Here is a 2,966-nt window from a genome sequence, read left to right as displayed (position 1 = left end):
TTTGTTGGTAACTACATTTTACCAAAGAGAGGTGTCTTTTTCTGTACTTTTAAGTTCAATATTCTAACTGATCTTTACGGTAAAAGGATAGAACGTCGTTCTTAGGGGTGCGAAACTTGAGTTAATAAGTAAATCATCAACCCTTGAATAGCTCATGTTCCACCCCTCTAGTTAGATTATATACATTTAATAAAAAGTAATGCTATTAACTGCCTAATTATACCATTTAATAAAAGCGATTGCATATGTTTAGTAGATAGATATGTGTTTAATTTTTATAAAAAAACCCTACGACATAGTCATCTAATGAAATACATCATAGGGGCTTCATCTCAATATGTCTGCTACTACTTACTATAGTGGTTCTCCTTGTTTGCACATGGTAGTTGCTTTCCATATGGGACTCTACAAATGATTTCTTCAGAATACGCTATAACAACTGCATCAATTGTTCGCTCAATTCCTCAAAGTCATTCTTTCAAAGTCATATGACTACCTGAGGAACCTACAGGAAAAAATATCACGACTTGTCCTCTTTCACTGATGCCTGTTACAGGGTTTACTGCAAGCAGATCTTGATTTTCTTCTACTATTTCTCGAATAATCCTTTATGTATTTTAACGCTGACCAGCGCTCGTCCATCTCTCATCAATCCCATGACGACATTACCATAATGCTGATAAGTAGACACCAGATAGACAACATCAACCCAGTTCAACACTGACTTCTCCCAATCATGCAAGGTAGAGGATGTGTGGGTAATTGTGACCGTGCCATCTGCTTTATCACCCACTGCAATTCTGAATCCTGCATCAATATGGACGATGTTTTTGAACGATTTAAATGACTAGTTTACACGTAACAGTTTAGAAGATAATTGTTTATCAGGCTTATTATATTCTGGAACTATCCCTGCAGTGTATATAGTATACCTCACTAATGAAAAGTAATTACTATTTACCAAACAAATCATCCTGAGTGAGCAAATTAATTCCTTCACAGATTGAGTCTTTCATGGCACTAATTTGTTCATCGGTAGTAGAAGTGCCCAACAGAACATCTTTTAATGGTTTTCGGAGTACAATGACTCGCCATGGACTGTCCTCCAACTCTGGAAGGTATTCAAAACTGCCACTGTTTAGTTTTAAACGTTTATTCAACTCTAAAAAATTTGAAGACCATAAAAAATTATTTCTTTTTTCCGTTATTTCATCATTGTTCTTTTCATAGTCGTATTCTAAAATGACAACAAAATCCGGACCTTGAGACTCATCAGAAGGCAATAGTCTGTGATCAGTGCCGTCCATTATAACTCCTGCAAAAATACCAGGGTCCCAACTATTGTAGAAATCTATTCCTTTTCTTCCCCAGCGCTTTTTCTTGAAAGTAGGTAAAAATGATTCCGTTTGAGAACCTTTTAAATTTTGCCAATGTGCAGGCCAATCCGTGCCACTTAAGCGTTCGAATATCTTGTCTAAGTTGTTTTCAAGTTGCATGCCAGGAAAGTATCCTAAGATATTATCCATATTTATTGGATCCATCCGTCCTAATCCCTGCTGTTTTAAATAATCGGATAGCTGTTTCAGAAGGAAATGTTCATGATTCTCATAACCATCAATTTTACCAAGAATAAAATCATATATATCTGCCCAAATTAAATTGATATCTGCTTCTTGCTTATGTTGCATATGCGTTGTAGTGATTAATACCGTATAGAAAGTCCCGCTATATTGCTTTTCTATCGCTTTTTTGTATTTATCTATCTGATTGGGCGAGAGTGAACTATCAATCTTATGCTCAATGATAAAGCCACTATTCTCCTCACGTATAAGCATGTCTATATATCCGCTCTCGTTGGTATATTGCGTTTCAATTAGAATACTGTCCTCAGAAAAATCCATTAACACAGGAGTGTCTATGTGTTTATTTAAGAATTGAATATAGTCTTGTTTAAATTCAGGAATATTGATTAACGTCCAAGCCAAAATCTGTGTAAGAAAGTCCTCTTTCGGATCTCTCTTGCTACTTGGAATATATGACTTGATAAAGGAATAGATTGAGTCCATTGTTTGCTCCCTTCGCATTGTCCGAATTATATGAGGAAAATGTCTATTTCAAATAGTTTAGCGATCTCAATTAAACGCGTTCGAATATAATTTCTTTCATTATAATTAAAGGAATCAGACAAGCTATGTGTCGAATGTTCAATTTTATTCAACTTCTTTGCGATAGTTGGGATGTCTATTTCTTGCGTATAAAATAAGAACATATCAATGAATGTCTCAAGCTGGATCAATGATAAATCAAGTGGATTACCGTACAGAAACTCTCTAAACCAATCGATGCTTTCTAAATAATCTTTGCGCTCTCTGTTAGAGTGATTTGTTATGTTTTATTATATACTGCTATACTAATAAACTTTCAGTCCTAGCAAACTAAATTTTCCAGCTGGCCCCTCTATAATTTCGCCTTAGTCAACTCATCCATAAAGGCAGGTTTTCGGCTGAACGTTTTCCGCAAGTTCTCGGTGACTTCACGAGTAGTATCTTCCCCTAAAATCCGGCCGCATTCTTTCACCAAGACAGCAATCGCCTTGTACTGCGAACGATTTGCTGCATCAGACACATTTTGGACGATCAGCTGCTTGTATGCTTTGACGACCAGTTCTTTGTGTGTATCAACTAAAACTCCAGCGTAATCCCTTACATATCTGATATCTGCAGTGACTACTTCAGCGAGAGCTTCGATATCTTGTTCCTCTTTTATCAATCTCAGGTACGTTTGACTGTAGCCGGAATACCGGTAAGATTCTTTTAGCGTCATTTTGAATTCTTCATACAACCTGAATAATTCATAGCTTTAAATTTAACCTGTTTTTTTGAACAAACTGCCATTTTTTAAATTAGGCAGATACTTTCTTCCAAAATAATGTGTTTTCGAACAGGATGCCTACAGAAGAAGGTCAT

The 2,966-nt window shown here is 36.0% G+C and carries 3 protein-coding genes; all 3 read right to left on the bottom strand.

Annotated elements, in window-relative coordinates; translation table 11 throughout:
• Positions 1 to 589 precede the first annotated feature (589 nt).
• The 3 genes from ACYVLS_RS09095 to ACYVLS_RS09085 all read right to left on the bottom strand — a co-directional run bounded on the left by ACYVLS_RS09095 (position 590) and on the right by ACYVLS_RS09085 (position 2,823).
• Entirely contained in the window at positions 590 to 721 is a 132-nt protein-coding gene (locus ACYVLS_RS09095) for a hypothetical protein (protein WP_460323771.1), read from the bottom strand.
• Positions 722 to 953: 232 nt separating this feature from the next.
• A complete protein-coding gene (locus ACYVLS_RS09090) occupies positions 954 to 2,066 on the bottom strand; it encodes a PD-(D/E)XK nuclease family protein (protein WP_460323769.1) in 1,113 nt (370 codons plus the stop codon).
• Positions 2,067 to 2,457: 391 nt separating this feature from the next.
• Positions 2,458 to 2,823, bottom strand: coding sequence for a hypothetical protein (locus tag ACYVLS_RS09085; protein WP_460323767.1), 366 nt, complete (start codon positions 2,821 to 2,823; stop codon positions 2,458 to 2,460).
• Positions 2,824 to 2,966: the final 143 nt, after the last annotated feature.

It is taken from the genome of Alkalibacterium psychrotolerans (assembly GCF_054784355.1).
The sequence above is the reverse complement of the archived record's forward strand: the minus strand, read 5'-3'. Positions and strand labels throughout refer to the sequence as shown.

Coding starts and splice junctions, on each gene's coding strand:
- ACYVLS_RS09085 (WP_460323767.1), bottom strand. CDS start 2,823: ATGACGCTAAAAGAATCTTACCGGTATTCCGGCTACAGTCAAACGTAC.
- ACYVLS_RS09090 (WP_460323769.1), bottom strand. CDS start 2,066: ATGGACTCAATCTATTCCTTTATCAAGTCATATATTCCAAGTAGCAAG.